Below are 20,120 nucleotides of genomic sequence, written 5' to 3'. Positions count from 1 at the left end.
GCTCAGAGCTTCCGGAGCGCCACCGCCTCGACCTCGTGGTCGCCGCCCTTGCGCAGGATCAGGTCGGCGCGTTCGCGGGTCGGCAGGATGTTCTCGCGCAGGTTGAGCAGGTTGATCGAGCGCCAGATCGAGCGGGCGATGGTGTCGGCCTCGCCGTCGGTGGTGTGGGCGTAGCGGTGGAAATAGGCGCCGGGATCGCGGAAGGCGGTCTCGCGCAGGCGCATGAAGCGTTCGATGTACCAGCGCTCGAGGATCGCCTCGTCGGCGTCGATATAGACCTTGAAGTCGAAGAAGTCGGAGACGAAGGGGATGCCCTTGCCGTCCTTGGGCGGGCGCGAGGTCTGCAGCACGTTCAGGCCCTCGACGATGAGGATGTCGGGGCGGTCGACCTCCACCGTCTCGTTGGGCAGCACGTCGTAGCTGAAATGACTGTAGATCGGCGCGCGCACCGGACGGCGTCCCGCCTTCACGTCGGTGAGGAAGCGGCGCAGCGCCGGCAGGTCGTAGCTCTCGGGGAAGCCCTTGCGGCCCATCAGCCCTTCGCGCTCCAGCACGGCGTTGGGCAGCAGGAAGCCGTCCGTCGTGATGAGGGCGACCTTCGGCGTGTTCGGCCAGCGGGTCAGCAGCGCCTGGAGGACGCGCGAGGTGGTCGACTTGCCCACCGCCACCGATCCGGCGACGCCGATGATGTACGGCATCTTGCCGCCTTCCTCGGGACCGACGAACTTCTGGATCTGGCGGTAGAGCTTCTGAGTGGCGCCGACATAGATCGAGAGCAGCCGCGACAGCGGCAGATAGATCTCCTCGATCTCGGCCATGTGCAGCCGGTCGTTGAGGCCCTGCAGGCGGGTGATCTCGTCGGGCTTGAGCGGCTGCGGCATGTCGGCGCGCAGCGCGGCCCATTCGGGGCGCGTGAAGTGCCGGTAGGGCGACAGATGCGCCGCGTCGATCCGATGTTCCATGCCCCGCTCCCGAGCCGCCGGCATTATCCTGCCGGTCGTCGTTCCGTCATACAGCATAAGGCCGCGCTTGCGCAGCCGGCGCGGTCAGTCCCGCGGCCGGGAGGCCTTCTCCTCCAGGCCCGAGCGCACGGTGCGACGCGCCAGCTCGGCATAGACGTCGTCGAGCGGGATGCCGCGCGCGGCGAGCAGCACGAGCAGATGGTAGAGGAGATCGGCGGTCTCGGCGACGACGGCTTTGGTATCACCGGCCACCGCCGCCAGCGCCGTCTCCACCGCTTCCTCGCCGAGCTTCTGGGCGCATTTGGCGACGCCCTTGGCGATCAGCGTGCGGGTATAGGAGGGGGCGTCCTCGCCGGCCGCCGCGCGGGCCGCGACGATGTCGGCGAGGTCGTCGAGGGTCAGGCGTCCGTCCTGTGCGCTCATCGCACCTCCTCCCCGCCGGCGGCGGCGCGCACCGGCAGGCCGGCGGCCGCGAGCCGCTGCTTGGCTTCGCCGACGGTGAACGTGCCGAAATGGAAGATCGAGGCGGCCAGCACCGCCGAGGCGCCGCCCTCCCGGATGCCCGCCACCAGGTGATCGAGCGTGCCGACCCCGCCCGAGGCGATCACCGGCACGCCGACGGCGTTTGAAATCGCGCGGGTGAGGGCGAGGTCGAAGCCCTCGCCGGTGCCGTCGCGGTCCATGGAGGTGAGCAGGATCTCGCCCGCCCCGCGCGCGGCCACCTCGCGGGCATAGTCGATCGCGTCGATGCCGGTGCGCTTGCGCCCGCCATGGGTGAAGATCTCCCAGCGCGGCGGCTCGCAATCCGTCGTCACCTTCTTGGCGTCGATGGCGACGACGATGCACTGCTCGCCGAACTTGTCGGCGGCGCGGCGCACGAAGTCGCGGTCGAACACGGCGGCGGTGTTGATCGAGACCTTGTCGGCACCGGCGTTGAGCAGCGCGCGGATGTCCTCCACCGCGCGCACGCCCCCGCCCACGGTGAGCGGCATGAAGCACTGTTCGGCGGTTCGGCTGACCACGTCGATCAGCGTGCCGCGGGCCTCGACGCTGGCGGTGATGTCGAGGAAGCAGAGCTCGTCGGCGCCGGCGGCGTCATAGGCGCGCGCCGCTTCGACCGGATCGCCGGCATCGCGCAGGTCGACGAACTTCACGCCCTTGACGACCCGCCCGTCCTTCACGTCGAGGCAGGGGATGACGCGGACCTTCAGTCCCGAGGGCTGCGGCCCCGGGGCCGCGGCGGCGCGGCTCTCGGCGGGCGCGCTCACAGCGGCAGCCCGGCGAGCAGCGAGAGCGCCTGGCGCGGGTCGAGCCGCCCGTCATAGAGCGCGCGGCCGGTGATGGCGCCTTCCAGCACGGCGGCGCGGGGCTCCATCAGCGCCCGCACGTCGTCGAGCGAGGCGAGCCCGCCGGAAGCGATGACCGGGATCGAGATGCCCTCGGCCAGCGCGATGGTGGCCTCGAGGTTGAGGCCCTTCAGCAGGCCGTCGCGCGCGATGTCGGTATAGATGATCGCCGCGACGCCGGCGTCCTCGAAGCGGCGGGCGATGTCGAGGGCGTCGAGCTGTGAGGTCTCGGCCCAGCCCTCCACCGCCACACGGCCGTCGCGCGCATCGAGGCCGACGGCGACGCGGCCGGGAAAGCGGCGGGCGGCTTCCTTGACCAGCGCCGGATCGCGCACCGCCGCGGTGCCGAGGATGACGCGCGTCACCCCCTTGGCCAGCCAGCTCTCGACGGTCGCGACATCGCGGATACCGCCGCCGAGCTGCACCGGCATGGCGACCGTCTCGAGGATGCGCTCCACCGCCGGGGCGTTCACCGGCTTGCCGGCGAAGGCGCCGTCGAGGTCGACGACGTGGAGGTAGCGGAAGCCCTGCGCCTCGAACTGCGCGGCCTGCTGGGCCGGGTCGTGGTTGAACACGGTGGCCCGGGCCATGTCGCCCTGCTGCAGGCGCACGCACAGGCCACCCTTGAGGTCGATGGCGGGAAAGAGGATCACGGCGCCCATTTCAGGAAGTTGGCGAGAAGGGCGAGGCCGAGGCGCTGGCTCTTCTCGGGGTGGAACTGCGTGCCGGCGACATTGTCGCGGGCGACCATGGCGGTGACGGCCTGGCCATAGGGCGTGGTCGCCACCACGTCGTCCGGCGCCGCGGCCTCGAGGTGGTAGGAATGCACGAAATAGGCGTCGAGCCCGCCGGCGCCGGTCGGGATGCCCTCCAGCAGCGGGTGCGGGCGCACCATGTCGAGCCCGTTCCAGCCCATATGGGGGATCTTCAGCCGCGCATCGTCCGGGACGAGCTTGACGACGTCGCCGGGGATCCAGCCGAGCCCTTGCGTGACGCCGTGTTCCAGCCCGCGGCTCGCCATCAGCTGGAGACCGACGCAGATGCCGAGGAAGGGGCGGCCGCGCTCGCGCACCGCCTCGGTGAGCGCCTCGACCAGCCCGGGCACGCCGTCGAGCCCGGCCCGGCAGTCGGCATAGGCGCCGACGCCCGGCAGCACGATGCGCCCGGCCCGGCGCACCACGTCCGGATCCGACGTCACCACCACCGGGGCGCCCGCGCCTGTTTCACGTGAAGCACGCTCCAGCGCCTTGCCGGCGGAGTGGAGATTGCCGGAGCCGTAGTCGATCAGCACCGTTTCGGCGGCGGAGGCGTTCATCGCCGCGGCACCTGCGGGAACAGGCCGAGCACCGGGCTGGCCGGCGAGGTCGCCGGCCAGCCGTCGCGCTCGTCGGCGCGCAGCGCGGCGCGGGAGGGCGGCAGCCAGCCGTCGAAGAAGCGCCGCTCGGCGTCCTCCTCGGTCGGCGCCACGACGGTGCCGACCTCGTCGTAGAAATTCCGGGTGAGCTTCATCCGCCGCAGCAGCGGCAGCTCGAAGGCGAGGATCAGGTTCGGGATCAGATGGGCGAGCCCGGCTTCCTCGGTGATATCGTACCAGGCGAGCACGCCGCCGATCAGGCTCTGCGCCAGCAGATAGACGAACAGCGCCAGCCACAGCCGGTGCCAGATCAGCACCAGCGGCGCGAACAGCAGCGCGCTCCAGGAGAACTTCTCGCGCACGAAGACGATGCCGTCGACCTGGCTGCGCAGGGACTGCGAGGGCGCGGCGCCGGGGCGCTCGTCGTCCGGTTCGAACACGGTCCAGATGCCCATGGCTGCCGTCCTCCGCGCGCCTTCAGCCCCCGAGGGTGCCCTTGGTGGAGGGAATCTCGCCCGCCGCCGCCGGATCGATCGCCACGGCCGCGCGAAGGGCCCGCGCGAGGCCCTTGAAGCAGCTCTCGGCGATGTGGTGGGCGTTCAGCCCGTACAGCGTCTCGACATGCAGCGTCACCCCGGCATTGATGGCGAAGCCCTGGAAGAACTCGCGCACCAGCTCGGTGTCGAAGTCGCCGACCTTCGCCGCCGGGAACTCGGTGCGGAAGACCAGGAACGGCCGGCCGGAAATGTCGAGGGCGACGCGGGTCAGCGTCTCGTCCATCGGCATAGTGAGGCTGGCATAGCGGGTGATGCCGCGCATGTCGCCGAGCGCGGTCTTCACCGCCTGTCCGAGCGCGATGCCGACATCCTCGACCGTGTGGTGGAAATCGATATGGGTATCGCCGGTCGCCTCGACGGTGAGGTCGATGCGCGCATGGCGCGCCAGCAAATCGAGCATATGGTCGAAGAAACCGACGCCGGTCGCGATCTTTGCCTTGCCGGTGCCGTCGAGGTCGACGGACAGGCGGATCTGCGTTTCCTTGGTGGCGCGGGTGATGTCGGCCGTGCGCATGCGGGGCTCCCGGGAGAGCGCGCGTCTTAGCAGCTAAGTTCCGCTGATGCCAGTTGCGGTTCGCCGCGCCCCGGGCGCTGGCGCGGCGCCCCGCGAGACGCGATGATGGCGGCCCCCGCCGCTCCCGGTTTCCGGATTCCGCCGATGGACCTCGCCACGCTGCGCGCCCGCGCCCCGCTGTTCCTGGCGGTGTTCATCGACATCTTCTCGTTCGGGCTGATGTACCCGCTCATCGTCGCGCTGTTCGAGAGCGGATGGGTGGCCGCCGCCTATCCGGAGGCGACCCGCAACACGCTGCTCTCGCTCGCCTTCTCGCTGTTTCCGATCGGCATGTTCTTCGGCTCCTCGCTGCTCGGCGACCTCTCCGACGCGCTCGGGCGGCGGCGCACGCTGATGATCTGCATGGCCGGGCTGGCGGCGAGCTACGCGCTGATGTGGGCGGCGCTCGAACTCCAGCAGCTGTGGCTGTTCTTCCTCGGCCGCCTCGCCTCGGGGCTGATGGCCGGCACCGCGCCGATCGCGCAGGCCTCCGTGGTCGACGCCGCGCCGGAAGACCAGCGCAGCGCCGCCATGGCGCAGGTGGTCTTCGTCAATACGCTGGGCATGGTGGCAGGGCCGGCCATCGGCGGCGTGCTCGGCGGCTGGGAATTGCGGCTGCCGCTCGCGGTGGCGCTGGCGCTGTGCCTCGTCACGCTGGCGAGCCTCTCGAGCGCGCATTTCGCCCGCGACGAGGCCCACCGGGCGCTGAACCTCGACTGGAAGCAGCCCTTCCGGCTGCTGGCGCGGATCGGCGCACGGCCGGCGATCATCGTGCCGGCCGCGGCCTTCTTCCTGTTCCAGCTGGGTTTCCTGATCTACTACACCTTCATCCTGATCGAGATGCAGCGCTCCTACGGCTTCACCACCGGCGAGCTCGGCTTCTTCTCGATGGTGATGGGGCTCGGCTGCGCCTTCTCCTCGGCCATCGGCTTCCGCATCGCGCGCGCGGAACTCGGCTCCGACAAGCGCACGACGCTGGCCGGGCTCGGTCTGTGCGGGCTGTTCCTGATCGCCAGCGCCCTGCCGCTGCCCTCGATCGGCCAGATCGCCCTGGCCTTCCTCGCCACCGCCAGCAACATCCTCGCCTTCATCACCCTGCTCGCCGCCATCTCCTCGGCGGTGGACGAGACCGAGCGCGGCTGGGCGCTGGGCATCGCCAATGCCGGCGTGGCGCTTTCCGTTCTGGCGGCGGGGCTGCTGACCAGCCTGCTCACCCTCGCCGCGCCCGACCTGTTCCTCGCCGCCGGCGGCGTCATCGTTCTGCTGGCGCTGGTGCCGGCGTTGCGGCTCAACGAGACGGCGGCGGCCCCCGCCGCGGCAGGGCGGTAACGGCACGAGTTGCGCGGGCGCGCCGAGGGCTTAAGTAAAGGCTCACCACCGGAGCCCGTCATGTCCTATCCGACCACCCACGCCCCCGACACCATCTACGGCACCACCATCGTCTCCGTGCGCGCCGGGGGACGCGTCGCGGTCGGCGGCGACGGGCAGGTCACGCTCGGCAACACGGTGATGAAGTCGAACGCCCGCAAGGTGCGCCGGCTCGGGCGCGGCGACGTCATCGGCGGCTTCGCCGGCGCCACCGCCGACGCCTTCACTTTGTTCGAGCGGCTGGAAGCGAAGCTCGAGCAGTATCCCGGCCAGCTCCAGCGCGCCGCGGTCGAGCTCGCCAAGGACTGGCGCACCGACCGTTATCTGCGCCGGCTGGAGGCGATGATGATCGTCGCCGACGCCGCGACAACGCTGGTGCTCACCGGCACCGGCGACGTACTGGAGCCGGAGAACGGCATCGCCGCGATCGGCTCGGGCGGCGGGTTCGCGCTCGCCGCGGCGCGGGCGCTGGCCGATTCGGGGCAGGACCCGGAGGCGATCGTGCGCAAGAGCCTCTCGATCGCCGCCGACATCTGCATCTACACCAACCAGAACGTGGTGGTGGAGACGATCGGGTGAGGAGCACCGAGGAGACGCTGGCGACGGCCCTCGCGCGCGGCCTCATCACGCCCGAGCAGCGCGACGGCCTCCGCGCCATCGCCGCCGAGCCGGCGGCGGCCCTCGACGCCGTGGCCTTCCCGCCGCCGCCGCAGGACGACGAGAAGCTGCGCTTCATCACCGGCTTCGGCGACATCTTCGTCACCATCGGGCTCGGACTGTTCCTGAGTTCGCTGGCCTATTTCGCCAGCGGGCTCGAACTCGTGGGCATGACGGCGGTGCTGGCGCTGGCTTCCTGGCTGCTGGCGGAGTTCTTCACCCGCCGCCAGCGCATGGCGCTGCCGAGCATCGTGCTGCTGGTCGTCTACGCGCTCACGGTGTTCCTGGGGCTGTCGGCGGCGGTCGCGCAGACCAACGACTTCTTCCTGCTGCGGGAGGGCGACCATCCGCTCGCCATGGCGCTCGCCGGCCTGCTGACTTTTGCCGCCGTCGGGCTGCACTACTGGCGTTTCCGCGTGCCGATCACCCTGGCGGCCGGCGCGGCGGCGCTGGTGGCGAGCGTGCTCGCGCTCGCCACGGCCCTGTCGCCCGATACGCTCGCCCTCGCCCTCGACCCGCTTCTGGTCGGCTGCGGGCTCGCGGTCTTCGCCCTCGCCATGTGGTTCGACCTGTCCGATCCGCTGCGGCAGACGCGCCGCACCGACATCGCCTTCTGGCTGCACCTGCTGGCCGCGCCGCTGATCGTGCATCCCCTGCTCGGCCGCTTCGTCGCCGAGGCGCGGATCGAGGGCGGCGAGATCGCGGCATGGCCGATCCTCGCCGTCTTCGCCGCCCTCGGGGTGGTCGCGGTGCTGGTCGACCGCCGGGCGCTGCTGGTCTCCGGTCTCGTCTATGCCGGCATCGCCTTCGGCTCGCTGATGAGCGGTGCCGGCGTCGCCGGCTCGGTGCCGCTCACCGTGCTGGCGCTCGGCGCCTTCGTGCTGCTGCTCAGCGCCGCCTGGCACCCGCTGCGCCGGGCCATCCTCTCCCTGCTGCCGCGCGCGCTCGCCGCGCGGCTGCCCAACCCGAGCATTGCCGCCCCCTCATGACCAGCTTCTCCCCCCGCGAAATCGTCTCCGAGCTCGACCGCTACATCGTCGGCCAGCACAAGGCCAAGCGCGCGGTCGCCATCGCCCTGCGCAACCGCTGGCGCCGCCAGCAGCTTACCGGGCAATTGCGCGAGGAGGTGCTGCCGAAGAACATCCTGATGATCGGCCCCACCGGCGTCGGCAAGACCGAGATCTCGCGCCGCCTCGCGCGGCTCGCGGGGGCGCCCTTCCTCAAGGTCGAGGCGACCAAGTTCACCGAGGTCGGCTATGTCGGGCGCGACGTCGAGCAGATCGTGCGCGACCTCGTCGAGATCGGCATCGGGCTGGTCCGCGAGGGCAAGCGCAAGGACGTCGAGGCCAAGGCGCATCTCGCGGCGGAGGAGCGCGTGCTCGACGCCCTCGTCGGACCGGGCGCCTCGCCCGGCACCCGCGAAAGCTTCCGCCGCAAGCTGCGCGACGGCATCCTCGACGACAAGGAGGTCGAGATCGAGGTCGCCGCGCCGGCGCAGGGCATGCCGATGTTCGAGATCCCCGGCATGCCGGGCGCGCAGATGGGCGCGATCAACCTCGGCGACATGTTCGGCAAGGCGTTCGGCGGGCGCTCCAAGCCGCGCCGCGTCACCGTCAAGGACGCCCATCCGATGCTGCTGTCGGAAGAGGCCGACAAGCTGATCGACCAGGACGCCATCGTGCAGGAGGCGATCAAGGCGGTGGAGGAGAACGGCATCGTCTTCCTCGACGAGATCGACAAGATCGCCGGCTCCGAGCGGCGCGGCGGCGCCGATGTCTCCCGCGAGGGCGTGCAGCGCGACCTGCTGCCGCTCATCGAGGGCACCACCGTCTCGACCAAGCACGGGCCGGTGAAGACCGACCACGTGCTGTTCATCGCCTCGGGCGCCTTCCATGTCTCGAAGCCCTCGGACCTTTTGCCCGAGCTGCAGGGCCGGCTGCCGATCCGGGTCGAGCTGGAGCCGCTCACCCGCGAGGATTTCAAGCGCATCCTCACCGAGACCGAGGCGAGCCTGGTCAAGCAGCAGGTGGCGCTGATGGACACCGAGGGCGTGGCGCTCACCTTCACCGAGGATGCGGTGGAGGCGATCGCCGACATCGCGGTGGAGGTGAACGCCAGCGTCGAGAACATCGGCGCCCGCCGGCTGCAGACGGTGATCGAGCGGGTGCTGGACGAGCTCTCCTTCTCCGCCCCCGACCGCTCCGGCGAACAGGTGACGGTGGACGGCGCCTATGTGCGCGAGAAGGTGGCCGACCTCGCAAGGAACACGGATCTGAGCCGGTTCATTCTGTGAGGCGACCGCCGGGCGGCGGCCGCGGATATCACCCCGGCCGGCGCAGGATCTTCAGGCGGCCGAGCAGCTCGGCGACGGCGTCGGGCGGCAGGGTGGCGATCTCGCGGGCGAGCAGGTTGGCGAGTTCGGTCGCCTCCGGCGAGAGACCGGCGGTGTCGACGACGACGCGCGGGTCGGACATCTCGGCCAGCAGCCGCAGTTCCTCGGCCTCGTCCCAGATCACGTTGAAATAGGCGATGATGCGCTGGAGCATCATGAAGGTCGGCTGGCCGCGCTTGCCGTGCTCCAGCGCGGACAGATAGGCGGCGGAAACGCCCACCGCCTCGGCCATCTGCTGCAGCGTCGCCCCGCGCGCGGCGCGCAGTTCCCTTATGCGGCGGCCGAACGGGGTCACGGCTACACGCCCCGCCGGCGGCGGATGCGCACATAGAGCGCGCCCTCGCCGCCATGGCCGCGCGCGGCGGTCTCGAAGCCGATCACCAGCGCGCGCAGTTCCGGCGCGGCCAGCCATTGCGGCACCAGCCGGCGCAGCACGCCGCGCCCGCCCTCGCCGGCGAGCATCCGCGTCTCCGGGTCACCTTTACCGGTGATCACCAGCACCAGCGAATGGCCGGACCCCTGGGCGCCGTGCAGGAAGGCGCGCAGCCGGTGATGCGCCACCGCCTGGGTGAGGCCGTGCAGGTCGAGCCGGGCGTCGACCGCCTCGCCCCGCGCGAGGCGCCGGCGCGCCTTCGGTTCCAGCGGCGCCAGCGGGGGCGGGCGGGGCGGCGACGGCGGTTTCGCCGGGACGGCCGAGCGCACCGGCACCGCTTTCGCCGGCACCGCCGGCGCGGGTTCCGGTTCGACCGCAGCCGCCGGGAGCTGAACGACGGGCTCCGGCCGCAGGCGCCGCACCGAGCGTGTCACATGCTGCCACAGCGCGCGTTCCTCGCCGTCGAGGCTGCGACGGCGCCGGCCGGGCCGTACGGCGCGCTCGTCGTCCCCGGTCATGGTGCGGGCGCCGGGGTCGGGGTCGGGGTCGGGACACGAGCAGGAACCGGGGCCGGCGGGGTGTCCGCCGCCGGCGCCTGCGGGGCGATCTCGGCCGGCGCATCGGCGGCGACCGGCACCGCCTTGGGCGCGTCCGCGGGGCGGGCGACCGGGCGGGGGGCATGACGGCGGGCCGGATCGAGCGCGCGCGGCAGCAGCAGGGTGAAGCGGCCGGGCTGGCGGATGCGCCCCGCCACCGAGCCCGCCGCCGCGCCGGCCCCGAAGAAGAGGTCCGCCCGCGCCGGGCCGATGATGGCCGAGCCGGTATCCTGCGCGATCATCAGCCGGCGGAAGTGCTCGCTGACGGCATTGGCGCCGGTCGGCAGGTCGGCCTCGATGTAGAACGGCGTGCCATAGACATGCAGGCCCCGGTCGACGGCGATGGAGCGACCCGCCGTCAGCGGCAGGCCCTGCGCCCCCACCGCGCCGTCGCCCGGCTTCAGGCCGTCGACGCGGCGGAAGAAGACATAGGATCTGTTCTGCCGCATCAGCTCGCGCCCCTTTTCCGCATCGGCGGAGATATAGGCGCGGATCGCATCCATCGAGACTTTTTCGCGCGGCAGGATGCCCTGCTCCACCAGCACCCGGCCGACCGGCGTGTAGGGCTGGCCGTTATGGCCGTCATAATTGAGCCGGAGCACGCCGCCATCGGGCAGCTTCACCCGCACCGAGCCCTGGATATGGGCGAAGAAGGCGTCGGCGGGATCCTTGATCCAGGCGATCTCCAGGCCCTTGCCGGCGAGCGCCCCGTCCATGATGGCGCCGCGGTCGTAATAAGGCACCTTCTCGCCGTTTTCCAGGCGGAAGGCCTGGCCGCGATTGGCGGGCGGCGAGCCCTTGGGCGGCGGCTCGGCGATGAGATCGGGCGGGCGGCGGTAGAGCGGCACGGCGTAGTCGGCGGACGGCTCGCGCGCCCCGGCCACCTCCGGCTCGTAATAGCCGGTGAGGAAGCCGAGCTCGCTGTCGAGCGGGGCGATGCGCAGGGCCACGAATTCATGCTCGAAGAAGGCGCGGGCGCGGGCCTCGCCCACCGGGCGGTGCAGCGCCTCGGCGCGGGCGCAGATCGGGCGCAGCGCGAGGAAGACAGGGCGCGGCCCGCCCGCCGCCGCGGCGCCGGGGTCTCCCCTGGAGCGGATGGCGGCGCAGCTTTTCAGGAAGGTCGCGAAGGCGCTGGCGTGATCGTCCCCCGCCCAGCCGTCGAGATCGGCGAAGGCGACCGGCTCCAGCATGGCGGGCGCGAGCGAGAAAGGCTCGGCAGCGGGAGGGGCGGGACGGTGATGATGGCTCGCCGCGGCAGCCGGTCCGGCCGGAGCGAGCCCCGCGAGCAGGGTCGCGATCGATGCGGCGACGAGGGCGCGCCCCGCGCCGGCGCGGCGGCGGCCGGCGGTCGGGTGAGCGCGCGCCGCCGGCATGGACGGCTCAGGAAGCGGCTTCGGTGGCGACCAGCTTCCAGTTCGGATCGCGCGCGCCGAGGTCGCGGGCGAAGGTCCAGACATCGGTGACGTCCGCCACCGTCTCGGGATCGCCGTCGGTCACCTCGCCGGCGGCGTTGCGGGTCACCGAGACGAGCTGGGAGACGAAGCGGATGGTGATCTGGCCGGTCTTGCCCTTCACCTGCGCGTCGATCACGTCGGCCTTGCTGATGGCGACGAAGCGGGTCTCCATGGTCTCGCCATGGGCCTCGCGCTCGGAGATGGCGGCGGAGAAGCCGTCATAGACGTCCTTGGCGAGCAGGTCCTTCAGCGCCCGGCGGTCGCCATTGGCGAAGGCGGTCACGATCATCTCATAGGCCGAGCGGGCGCCGGCGAGGAAGTGCTGGATATCGAAGCCGCGTTCCTGCGCGGCGATGGCGTCGAGCCCGTTGGCCACCGCCGAGCCGATCTCGGCGACGCCGGCCCAGCGCGGCGCGCCCGGCTCCACCTCGGTCGGGGCGGGTTCGGCCGGGGCGTTGGGTTCCGCCGCACCGGGGAAGCTCACCACCTTGCCCTCGGCGCCGTTGCGCGCCTTGGCCGTGTCGGGACGCGAATAGGGATCGTAGGGCGGCCGTTCGCGGCCGGTGCGCTGGCCCAGCACGCTGCGCAGCCGCATGAAGATGAACACGGCGAGCGCCAGGAAGATGATCGTATAAATATCGAACACGTCGTTCATCGCCGTGGTTCGCCCCCGGCAGCGCGCCGGAGGACAGTGGTGAGGACGATGGCCCGCGCCCGGCACATCGGCCGTACACGTCCCATCCGGGTCTATGTACGCACTTCCGGCGATTTCGCCAGCCCGCACTCTGCCGCAACGTCACGAAGCTGGACGAGGAGAATGGCGCGGGCATGGCCGGTGCCGGAAAATCCGCCCCGGCGCCGGAACCGCCGCAGTGGATCGGGCGAGAGTAGAACAACGCGCCCGTGCCTGCCAATGGCGCCGGCCCGGCAACCTTGTTCGCGTCACGCAGTCATGTTAGCGACACCCGCCCTCGGGGATAGCGCGATGCCGGGGCGGCGCGCCCGCCGGCGGACCACGGAGAACGAAATGACCAATACCGACACCGATGCGCCGATGCCGACGCTCCATGTGGTCGCGCAGTACACGAAGGACCTCTCCTTCGAGAATCCGGGCGCGCCGGGCTCGCTCGCTCCCAAGGCGCAGCCGCAGATCCAGATCCAGATCGGCGTGAACGCCAAGCCGGTCGGCGGCCCCGATTTCGAGGTCGAGCTGAAGATCGAGGCGAAGGCCGAGTCCGAGGGCAAGCTGCTGTTCGCGGTGGAGCTGGTCTATGGCGGCGTGTTCAAGATCCAGAACATCGCCCAGGAGACGGTGCGCCCCTTCGTGATGATCGAATGCCCGCGCATGCTGTTCCCGTTCGCGCGGCAGATCATCTCCGACACGGTGCGCAATGGCGGTTTCCCGCCGCTGATGATCGACCCGGTCGATTTCGTCAGCCTCTACCGCCAGCAGCTGGCGGCCTCTCAGCCGGGCGGCGTGCTCGCCTCCTGAGCGGGGTCGGGCGGCAGGTAGTCCGCCCAGATCAGCGGCTGCGTCAGCGTCGCGATGAAGGCGGCGTGGCCGGCGATCTCCTCCGGCGTGAGGCGCGGGGGCAGCGGCACCGGCCGCGCCCGCGCCGTGCGCGAGCGCCCGCCGCGGGCCGAGGACAGCGAGCCGAAGGCGATGGCCGTCTGCCGGCCGCCGGCCAGTTCGGCATAGACCTCCGCCAGCAGCTCCGAATCCAGCAGCGCGCCGTGCTTGGTGCGGCGCGAGGCGTCGATGCCGTAGCGCGCCATCAGGTCGTCGAGCCGGTTGGAGCCGCCCGGATGGCGCCGCCGCGCCAGCGCGAGCGTATCCACCACCCGTTCGAAGCCGAGCGCCGGCCGGCCGATCCGCGCCAGTTCCGCGTTCAGGAAGCCCATGTCGAACTGGGCGTTGTGGATCACCAGCGGATCCTCGCGGATGAAGCCCAGGAACTCGTCGACCACCGCCGCGAAGAGCGGCTTGTCCGAGAGGAACTCGGCCGAGAGCCCGTGCACGTTGAACGCCTCGACCGGCATGTCGCGCTCGGGATTGATGTAGACGTGGTAGCTCTGCCCGGTCGGGATGCGGTTCAGCAGCTCGACGCAGCCGATCTCGACCAGCCGGTCGCCGCGCGCGGGATCGAGCCCCGTGGTTTCCGTGTCGAGCACGATCTCGCGCATGCCGTCCTTATTCCCCCTGATCCGCCAGCCGGGCGAGCAGCGCCCGCACCGCTTCCCGTGCCGCCTCGATGCCCTGGCCGGTGTCGATGACGTGGTCAGCGCGCCGGCGCTTCTCGGCATCGGGCATCTGGCGGGCGAGAATCGCCTCGAACTTCTCCCGCGTCATCCCCGGACGGGCAAGAACCCGCTGCTCCTGCACAGATTTCGGCGCGGACACGACGAGGACCGCGTCGACGCGCCCTTCCGCCCCGGTCTCGAAGAGCAGGGGGATGTCGAGCACGGCGATGCGCGCGCCGGCGCGGGCGGCGGCGTCGAGGAAGGCGGCTTCCCGCGCACGCACCAGCGGGTGGACGATGGCCTCGAGCCGCTTCATCGCGGCGTCGTCACCCAGCACCCTGGCGCCGAGCCGGGCGCGGTCGATGCGGCCCTCGACCGCCACGCCCGGAAAGGCGGCCTCGACCGGGGCGACGCCCTCCTGCGCATAGATCGCATGCACCGCCGCATCGGCGTCGTGCACCGGCACGCCGGCGTCGCGGAACAGCGCCGCGGTGGTGGACTTGCCCATGCCGATCGAGCCGGTGAGGCCGAGCCGGAAAGGGCGGGCGGGCGCCGCCATCAGGTCAGCTGGCCCTTGGCGGCGAGATCGGCGACGGCGAGGTCGCGCAGCTCGGTCGTGACCTCGGGCCGGATGCCGAACCAGCGCTCGAAGCCGGGCACCGCCTGGTGCAGCAGCATGCCGAGGCCGTCGACGGTGGCGAGCCCCCGCGCCCGCGCCGCCCGGATCAGCGGCGTCTCCAGCGGCACGTAGACGGCATCCGACACCACCGCATCGGCGGGCAGCGGCGAGAGGTCGATGTCGAGCGGCGGCTGACCCTTCATGCCGAGCGAGGTGGTGTTGACCAGCAGGCCCGCCCCGGCAAGGAGCTGCGGCAGATCATCCCACCCGGCCGGCTCCACGCCCGAACCGAAGCGCGCGCGCAGCGCCTGCGCCCGTTCCGGCGTGCGGTTGACCACCGCGACCCGCGCGATCCCCCGGGCCAGCAGGCCATGCACGATGGCCCGGGCGGCGCCACCCGCGCCCAGCACCACGGCGGCCGTCGCGCGCGTGTCCCAGCCCGGCGCGCCGGCGTCGAGATTGGCGAGGAAGCCGTGCTGGTCGGTATTGGCGCCGACCAGCCGGCCATTTTCCAGCCACAGCGTGTTCACCGCGCCGAGCGCCTGCGCCACGTCATCGGCCGCGGCCACCGCCGCGAAGGCGGCCTCCTTGTGCGGCACGGTGACATTGGCGCCGACATAACCCGACGCCGCGAAGCCGGTCAGGAAGTCGCCGATCCGCTCGGGCGGCACATCCTCGCGTCCATACGATCCATCGATGCCGTAATGACGCAGCCAGTAGCCGTGCAGCAGCGGCGAGCGGGAATGGGCGACGGGATGGCCGATGATGCAGACGCGCCGGGTCACGACGAACTCCCTTACGACTCCGCCGCCTTATAGCAGATCGCCCTGCGCGCGCAGGAAAGCCAGCAGCGGCAGCAGCGGCAGGCCGAGAATGGTGGAATGATCGCCCTCCACCGCCTCGAACAGGTGGATGCCGAGCCCTTCGAGCTGGTAGCCGCCGACGCTGCCGAGCACCGCGGCACCGGCCGCGTCGAGATAGGCCTCGATGGCGGCCGCGTCGAGCGGGCGCATGGCGAGCCGGGCGGAGGCCACCGTCTCGAACAGCACCTGCCCGTCGCGCGCCACCGCGATGGCGGCGTGCAGCATGTGCGTGCGCCCGGCGAGGCGCGCGATCTGGTTGAAGGCGGCGGCGCGGTCGGCCGGCTTGTGCAGCGCCTCCTCGCCCAGCGCCAGGGTCTGGTCGGCGCCGATGACGAGGCGACCGGGATGATCGGCGGCGACCGCCAGCGCCTTGGCGGCGGCGAGGCGGCGGGCGACCTCGACCGGCCCGCCACCGGCCGCGCGCGTCTCGTCCTCGAGGGCACGCTCGTCGACATCGGCCACCGCGCTGTCGAAGGGGAGGGCGGCGGCGGCGAGAAGCGCCCGGCGCGCGGTGCTTTTCGACGCCAGCACCAGGGGCATGGCGCCCCGCCACAGCGGGTTGTCGACCGCGCTCACGACTGATGCGCCTCGGCCCGCTTGCGGCGGTGCTCGCCGAGAAGCGCGATGATCGCGGCGGCGGTCTCCTCGATCGACCGGCGGGTGACGTCGATCACCGGCCATCCCGCCTGCGCGCACAGCCGGCGCGAGGCGGCGATCTCCTCGGCCACCGCCTCGCGGTCGATGTAGGAATCGGCGTTGTAGGTCGCCGCGTTCAGGCCGAGCAGGCGGTTGCGGCGGATCTCGACCACCCGCTCGGGGCTCGCCACCAGCCCGACCACCAGCGGACGCTTCAGCGCCCGCACCTGCGGCGGCACCGGAATATGCGGCACCAGCGGGATATTGGCGGTCTTGATGCCGCGATTGGCGAGATAGATGCTGGTCGGCGTCTTGGACGAGCGGGATATGCCGAGCAGCACCACGTCGGCCGCCTCCAGCCCGTCCACATGCTGGCCGTCATCGTGCATGACGGTGAAGTTCATCGCGTCGATGCGGCGGAAATACTCGCCGTCGAGCTGGTGCTGGCCGCCGACGCGCGGGGTCGGCGCGTTGCCGAGATAGGCCTGCAGCAGCCGCACCACGGGGGCGAGCACGGAGAGCACCGGCACGCTGTTCTGCTCGCAATAGGTCTTCAGCCGCGCGCGCAGTTCGAGCTCGGTGAGGGTGTAGAGCACGATGCCGGGGTGCTCCTCGATCTCGCCGATCACCTTGTCGAGCTGCTTGTGGCTGCGCACCAGCGGGTAGATGTGCTCGATCGGGCGGACGTGGGAATATTGCGCGGCGGCCGCACGACCGACGCTGATCAGCGTCTCGCCGGTGGAGTCGGAAACGAGGTGCAGGTGGAAATAGCTCTCGGTGGTCACGCCCGCTCCGATCCGTCCACAGGCCTGTGCATATCCTTGGAAAAAGGCACGGGTCGGCGGGGCTGGCAAGGGCGGCCTGGGGATGACGTCCGGATTCCTCCACAGGCGTCCTCCTGTGGGTACGATAGAGCGGCCTGCTGTGGATTGCGCGGATCGATCGAAAAAGCGAATCGCAAGTCCCGGGGAGGACAGCGAGATTCCCCTACGCTAACCGGGCCCGGAAGTCCCGCCGTAACGGGGACAGGTTGTCGACGGCGGCGAACCCGTCTAATCCCCTGCCTAAACAACTACGAAGATTCATCCATAAGGATTTAAGGAAGTATGAAGGGGACGGTGGACGCGTGGAAAACCTCCTCCCGCATGCTGGCGGTGCTGGACGGGCATGTCCCGGACCGGCCGCCGGTCTGGATGATGCGGCAGGCCGGGCGCTACCTTCCCGAATATCGGGCCCTGCGGGAGAAGGCCGGCAGTTTCCTCGATCTCTGCTACACGCCGGAATTCGCCGTCGAGGTAACGCTCCAGCCTATTCGCCGGTTCGGCTTCGATGCGGCGATTTTGTTCTCCGACATTCTCGTCATTCCCCACGCGCTGGGGCGCACCCTCACCTTCGAGGCCGGCGAGGGGCCGCGGCTCGATCCGGTGACCGATGCGGCGGGGCTCGCGAGCCTGCGGGAGGAACTCGATCCGGCCAAGGTCGATCGCGTCTATGAGGCGGTGGCGGGCATCCGCGCCGCGCTGCCGACTGACATCGCGCTGCTCGGCTTCTGCGGCGCGCCCTGGACGGTGGCGACCTACATGATCGCCGGCCAGGGCACCGACGACCAGGCCCCTGCCCGGCTCGCCGGCCTTGCCGATCCCGCCTTCCTCGACGCGTTGATCGACCGGCTCGTCACCGCTTCGATCACCTATCTGGTGGGGCAATTGCGGGCCGGCGCCGATGCGGTGCAGATCTTTGACACCTGGTCGGGCGTGCTGGGGCCGGACGAATATGAGCGCTGGTGCGCCGCCCCGCTCGCCCGCATCGTCGCCGGCGTGCGGGCCGAGGTGCCGGGCGCGCGGATCATCGCCTTCCCCAAGGGCGCGACACTGACGGCGCTGAAGGCGACGGTGGCGGCGAGCTTGGTCAACGCCGTCGGTCTCGACTGGACGGTCGACCGCCGCGCCGTACGCGAGGCGCTGGCCGGGCGTTGCGCGCTGCAGGGCAATCTCGATCCGCTGCGGCTCATCGCCGGCGGGCGGGCGCTGGACGAAGGGATCGAGGCGATCCTCGCCGACTTCCATGGCGCGCCGCACATCTTCAACCTCGGCCACGGCATCCGCCCGCAGACGCCGATCGCCCATGTCGAGCGGATGCTGAAACGGGTGCGGGGCTTCTGACACCCGCGGCGCCACGAGGCTTTGCGCGATGCTCTACGACTGGATCAAGGCGCTGCACATCCTCGCCGTCATCTCGTGGATGGCGGGCATGCTCTATCTGCCGCGGCTAATGGTCTATCACTGCGATGCGGAACCCGGATCGAAACAGTCCGAGACCTTCAAGGTGATGGAACGGCGCCTCTTGCGCGCCATCATCAACCCGGCGATGGCCGTCACCTGGCTGGCCGGGCTGTGGCTGGCGTGGGAGGGCGGCTGGTACCGGGCGCCGTGGTTCCATGCCAAGTTCGCGCTGGTGCTGGCGATGAGTGCCGTGCACGGCGTGCTCGCCCGGCGCATGCGCGAGTTCGCGCAGGACCGCAACACCCGCCCGGCCCGCTATTACCGCATCCTCAACGAGGTGCCGACGCTGCTGATGATCGGCATCGTGATCCTCGTCGTGGTCAAGCCGTTCTGAATCGCGTTGCGCTGCACTTGCGTGGAATCGCGGCTTTGCCTATGGTGCGCACGCTTTCCGCAAGCTGACTGATGCCCCAGTGATTCCGATGTCGCCTTCCTGACGTTGGACGGGGTGTCGGGTTTCGGTCCGGCCTGTGTCCGGTCCGTTCCGCAGATCAGCGTCCTCCCTCCTTCGAAGCGTCCGGGCCGCCTTTCCCAAGGCTCCATTCGCCCCCGCTCACCCAACGACCAAAGGCCTTTTCCCATGCGGGAAATGAAGCTCCAGGACCTCAAGTCCAAGACCCCCGCCGAACTCCTCGTCTTCGCCGAGGAATGCGAGGTCGAGAACGCCAGCACGCTGCGCAAGCAGGAGCTGATGTTCGCCATCCTCAAGCAGCTCGCCGCCCGCGAGACCGAGATCATCGGCGAGGGCGTGGTCGAGATCCTCTCCGACGGTTTCGGCTTCCTGCGCTCGCCGGACGCCAATTATCTCCCCGGCCCCGACGACATCTACGTCTCGCCCTCGCAGATCCGCCGCTTCGGCCTCAGGACCGGCGACACGGTCGAGGGCCAGATCCGCAGCCCGAAGGACGGCGAACGCTACTTCGCGCTGCTGAAGGTCAACACCATCAATTTCGAGGACCCGGACAAGATCCGGCACAAGATCAACTTCGACAACCTCACCCCGCTCTACCCGGACGAACGGCTGAAGCTGGAGATCGAGGATCCCACCCGCAAGGATTTCTCGGCCCGGATCATCGATATCGTCGCCCCGATCGGCAAGGGCCAGCGCGGTCTCATCGTGGCGCCGCCGCGCACCGGCAAGACGGTGCTGCTGCAGAACATCGCGCAGTCCATCACCACCAACCACCCCGAGTGCTATCTCATCGTGCTGCTCATCGACGAGCGCCCCGAGGAAGTCACCGACATGCAGCGCTCGGTGAAGGGCGAGGTGGTCTCCTCCACTTTCGACGAGCCGGCGCAGCGCCACGTGCAGGTCGCCGAAATGGTGATCGAGAAGGCCAAGCGCCTTGTCGAGCACAAGCGCGACGTCGTCATCCTGCTCGATTCGATCACCCGCCTCGGGCGCGCCTACAACACGGTGGTGCCGTCCTCCGGCAAGGTGCTGACCGGCGGCGTCGACGCCAACGCGCTGCAGCGGCCCAAGCGCTTCTTCGGCGCGGCGCGCAACATCGAGGAAGGCGGCTCGCTGACCATCATCGCCACGGCGCTGATCGAGACCGGCTCGCGCATGGACGAGGTGATCTTCGAGGAGTTCAAGGGCACGGGTAACTCCGAAGTCATCCTCGACCGCAAGGTGTCGGACAAGCGCGTCTTCCCGGCCATCGATATCACCCGCTCGGGCACGCGCAAGGAAGAGCTGCTGGTGCCGAACGACGTGCTCAAGAAGATGTACGTCCTGCGCCGCATCCTCAACCCGATGGGCACGGTCGACGCCATCGAGTTCCTGCTCGACAAGCTGCGCCAGACCAAGACCAATGGCGACTTCTTCGATTCGATGAACACGTGAGGCGAGCGGCGCGAGGGGGCT

24 protein-coding genes are annotated in these 20,120 nt (G+C 70.6%); 8 read left to right on the top strand and 16 right to left on the bottom strand.

Annotation, left to right across the window (positions count from 1 at the left end; all coding sequences use genetic code 11):
• Positions 1-2 precede the first annotated feature (2 nt).
• From coaA to hisB, 7 genes are all read right to left on the bottom strand, one after another.
• A complete protein-coding gene (gene coaA / locus ACEUEL_RS21510) occupies positions 3-962 on the bottom strand; it encodes a type I pantothenate kinase (RefSeq protein WP_405710115.1) in 960 nt (319 codons plus the stop codon).
• Between the two features lie 84 nt (positions 963-1,046).
• Entirely contained in the window at positions 1,047-1,385 is a 339-nt protein-coding gene (locus tag ACEUEL_RS21505; RefSeq protein WP_405710112.1) for a phosphoribosyl-ATP diphosphatase, read from the bottom strand.
• Entirely contained in the window at positions 1,382-2,230 is an 849-nt protein-coding gene (hisF, locus tag ACEUEL_RS21500) for an imidazole glycerol phosphate synthase subunit HisF (RefSeq protein ID WP_405710109.1), read from the bottom strand. The genes ACEUEL_RS21505 and hisF overlap by 4 nt, the downstream gene beginning before the upstream one ends.
• On the bottom strand, positions 2,227-2,961 hold the full coding sequence (gene hisA / locus ACEUEL_RS21495) for a 1-(5-phosphoribosyl)-5-[(5-phosphoribosylamino)methylideneamino]imidazole-4-carboxamide isomerase (RefSeq protein WP_405710106.1): 735 nt from the start codon (positions 2,959-2,961) through the stop codon (positions 2,227-2,229). Before hisA ends, hisF begins: the two co-directional genes overlap by 4 nt.
• Positions 2,958-3,623, bottom strand: coding sequence for an imidazole glycerol phosphate synthase subunit HisH (hisH, locus tag ACEUEL_RS21490; RefSeq protein ID WP_405710103.1), 666 nt, complete (start codon positions 3,621-3,623; stop codon positions 2,958-2,960). Before hisH ends, hisA begins: the two co-directional genes overlap by 4 nt.
• A complete protein-coding gene (locus ACEUEL_RS21485) occupies positions 3,620-4,117 on the bottom strand; it encodes a DUF2628 domain-containing protein (protein ID WP_405710100.1) in 498 nt (165 codons plus the stop codon). The genes hisH and ACEUEL_RS21485 overlap by 4 nt, the downstream gene beginning before the upstream one ends.
• Positions 4,118-4,139: 22 nt before the next feature.
• The gene (gene hisB / locus ACEUEL_RS21480; protein ID WP_405710097.1) at positions 4,140-4,733 is read right to left on the bottom strand and encodes an imidazoleglycerol-phosphate dehydratase HisB; all 594 of its coding nucleotides are present in this window, start codon (positions 4,731-4,733) and stop codon (positions 4,140-4,142) included.
• Between the two features lie 144 nt (positions 4,734-4,877).
• Here hisB and ACEUEL_RS21475 point away from each other — a divergent pair, with 144 nt between their 5' ends.
• From ACEUEL_RS21475 to hslU, 4 genes are read left to right on the top strand one after another with little or no spacing between them, the layout of a single operon-like run.
• Entirely contained in the window at positions 4,878-6,101 is a 1,224-nt protein-coding gene (locus tag ACEUEL_RS21475; RefSeq protein ID WP_405710094.1) for an MFS transporter, read from the top strand.
• Positions 6,102-6,161: 60 nt separating this feature from the next.
• Positions 6,162-6,719 carry an ATP-dependent protease subunit HslV gene (hslV, locus tag ACEUEL_RS21470; protein ID WP_405710091.1) on the top strand — a complete coding sequence of 186 codons (558 nt, stop codon included), beginning with the start codon at positions 6,162-6,164 and terminating at the stop codon, positions 6,717-6,719.
• Positions 6,716-7,786 carry a hypothetical protein gene (locus tag ACEUEL_RS21465; protein WP_405710088.1) on the top strand — a complete coding sequence of 357 codons (1,071 nt, stop codon included), beginning with the start codon at positions 6,716-6,718 and terminating at the stop codon, positions 7,784-7,786. The genes hslV and ACEUEL_RS21465 overlap by 4 nt, the downstream gene beginning before the upstream one ends.
• Entirely contained in the window at positions 7,783-9,090 is a 1,308-nt protein-coding gene (gene hslU, locus ACEUEL_RS21460) for an ATP-dependent protease ATPase subunit HslU (protein ID WP_405710085.1), read from the top strand. Before ACEUEL_RS21465 ends, hslU begins: the two co-directional genes overlap by 4 nt.
• A gap of 28 nt (positions 9,091-9,118) precedes the next feature.
• Here the strand turns inward: hslU and ACEUEL_RS21455 are convergent, their stop codons facing one another.
• From ACEUEL_RS21455 to ACEUEL_RS21440, 4 genes are read right to left on the bottom strand one after another with little or no spacing between them, the layout of a single operon-like run.
• A complete protein-coding gene (locus ACEUEL_RS21455) occupies positions 9,119-9,484 on the bottom strand; it encodes a helix-turn-helix domain-containing protein (RefSeq protein ID WP_405710082.1) in 366 nt (121 codons plus the stop codon).
• A gap of 2 nt (positions 9,485-9,486) precedes the next feature.
• On the bottom strand, positions 9,487-10,080 hold the full coding sequence (locus ACEUEL_RS21450; RefSeq protein ID WP_405710079.1) for a Smr/MutS family protein: 594 nt from the start codon (positions 10,078-10,080) through the stop codon (positions 9,487-9,489).
• Entirely contained in the window at positions 10,077-11,531 is a 1,455-nt protein-coding gene (gene mltA / locus ACEUEL_RS21445; RefSeq protein WP_405710076.1) for a murein transglycosylase A, read from the bottom strand. Before mltA ends, ACEUEL_RS21450 begins: the two co-directional genes overlap by 4 nt.
• Positions 11,532-11,538: 7 nt before the next feature.
• Positions 11,539-12,267 (bottom strand): Tim44/TimA family putative adaptor protein, encoded by a 729-nt coding sequence (locus tag ACEUEL_RS21440; RefSeq protein ID WP_405710073.1) that lies wholly within the window; start codon positions 12,265-12,267, stop codon positions 11,539-11,541.
• A 372-nt stretch (positions 12,268-12,639) separates the two neighbouring features.
• On the opposite strand from ACEUEL_RS21440, the gene secB reads away from it, so the two are divergent.
• Positions 12,640-13,104, top strand: coding sequence for a protein-export chaperone SecB (gene secB, locus ACEUEL_RS21435; RefSeq protein WP_405710070.1), 465 nt, complete (start codon positions 12,640-12,642; stop codon positions 13,102-13,104).
• Here secB and dnaQ read toward each other — a convergent pair.
• The 5 genes from dnaQ to ACEUEL_RS21410 are packed head-to-tail and all read right to left on the bottom strand — an operon-like array spanning position 13,077 to position 16,756.
• On the bottom strand, positions 13,077-13,796 hold the full coding sequence (dnaQ, locus tag ACEUEL_RS21430) for a DNA polymerase III subunit epsilon (RefSeq protein ID WP_405710067.1): 720 nt from the start codon (positions 13,794-13,796) through the stop codon (positions 13,077-13,079). The genes secB and dnaQ overlap by 28 nt on opposite strands.
• 7 nt (positions 13,797-13,803) lie before the next feature.
• Entirely contained in the window at positions 13,804-14,412 is a 609-nt protein-coding gene (coaE, locus tag ACEUEL_RS21425) for a dephospho-CoA kinase (RefSeq protein WP_405710064.1), read from the bottom strand.
• Positions 14,412-15,257: a shikimate dehydrogenase gene (locus tag ACEUEL_RS21420; RefSeq protein ID WP_405710061.1), complete on the bottom strand. Its 846-nt coding sequence runs from the start codon at positions 15,255-15,257 to the stop codon at positions 14,412-14,414. The genes coaE and ACEUEL_RS21420 overlap by 1 nt, the downstream gene beginning before the upstream one ends.
• A gap of 27 nt (positions 15,258-15,284) precedes the next feature.
• Complete coding sequence (locus tag ACEUEL_RS21415) at positions 15,285-15,875, bottom strand: Maf family protein (RefSeq protein WP_405710240.1); 591 nt, start codon at positions 15,873-15,875, stop codon at positions 15,285-15,287.
• Positions 15,876-15,907: 32 nt separating this feature from the next.
• Complete coding sequence (locus ACEUEL_RS21410) at positions 15,908-16,756, bottom strand: pyruvate, water dikinase regulatory protein (RefSeq protein WP_405710058.1); 849 nt, start codon at positions 16,754-16,756, stop codon at positions 15,908-15,910.
• A 321-nt stretch (positions 16,757-17,077) separates the two neighbouring features.
• On the opposite strand from ACEUEL_RS21410, the gene hemE reads away from it, so the two are divergent.
• The 3 genes from hemE to rho all read left to right on the top strand — a co-directional run bounded on the left by hemE (position 17,078) and on the right by rho (position 20,099).
• Positions 17,078-18,133: a uroporphyrinogen decarboxylase gene (hemE, locus tag ACEUEL_RS21405; protein WP_405710055.1), complete on the top strand. Its 1,056-nt coding sequence runs from the start codon at positions 17,078-17,080 to the stop codon at positions 18,131-18,133.
• A gap of 28 nt (positions 18,134-18,161) precedes the next feature.
• Positions 18,162-18,587 (top strand): protoporphyrinogen oxidase HemJ, encoded by a 426-nt coding sequence (gene hemJ / locus ACEUEL_RS21400; RefSeq protein WP_405710052.1) that lies wholly within the window; start codon positions 18,162-18,164, stop codon positions 18,585-18,587.
• 246 nt (positions 18,588-18,833) lie between these two features.
• Entirely contained in the window at positions 18,834-20,099 is a 1,266-nt protein-coding gene (gene rho, locus ACEUEL_RS21395) for a transcription termination factor Rho (RefSeq protein WP_405710049.1), read from the top strand.
• Positions 20,100-20,120 lie beyond the last annotated feature (21 nt).

It is taken from the genome of Ancylobacter terrae (assembly GCF_045108345.1).
Taxonomy (GTDB): Bacteria; Pseudomonadota; Alphaproteobacteria; order Rhizobiales; family Xanthobacteraceae; genus Ancylobacter.
The sequence above is the reverse complement of the archived record's forward strand: the minus strand, read 5'-3'. Positions and strand labels throughout refer to the sequence as shown.